The organism is Streptomyces sp. NPDC053665 (assembly GCF_055585285.1).
This window is the reverse complement of the sequence record NZ_JBVJKK010000016.1, coordinates 1-421: the sequence shown is the minus strand read 5'-3', so window position 1 is coordinate 421 and position 421 is coordinate 1. Positions and strand designations below refer to the sequence as shown.

Annotated in this window: 1 protein-coding gene; it reads right to left on the bottom strand. The window is 67.9% G+C overall.

The annotated features are described in order from the left end of the window. A partial coding sequence (locus ACZ6ZN_RS33070) for an FG-GAP repeat domain-containing protein (RefSeq protein WP_469651914.1) occupies window positions 1–421 on the bottom strand: 421 nt, incomplete at both ends.

Below are 421 nucleotides of genomic sequence, written 5' to 3'. Positions count from 1 at the left end.
CGGCCTTGCCATCACCCGTGACATCGGCGAAGTAGAGACGACCCATATCGGTACCGGTGAGGAAACGGCTCCATCCGGCGGACATGACGGTGCCGGCTCCGAAGCTGTTGCCGAGGTTGCGATGGACGACGACGGAACCGTCGATGCGCTGCAGGACCAGGTCGTCCTTGCCGTCGCCGTCGATGTCCGCCGGTGTGGTCTTCTCGCGGCTGAAGACGTCCTTGACCCAGTTGCCGAGGTCGTCGACTCGGGTGTCGACGGCGCCGGTGCGGGTCTCGGCGGGATCGATGCCGAGGCATCCGCCCTGCCAGGAGCGGGAGTTGACCGCGACGAGTTCGGTGGTGCCGTTGACGGTGCGCAGGGCGGGCCCGCCGGCGTCTCCCTTGCAGACGGTCGCACCGTCGGAGCCTTCGAGGTCCAC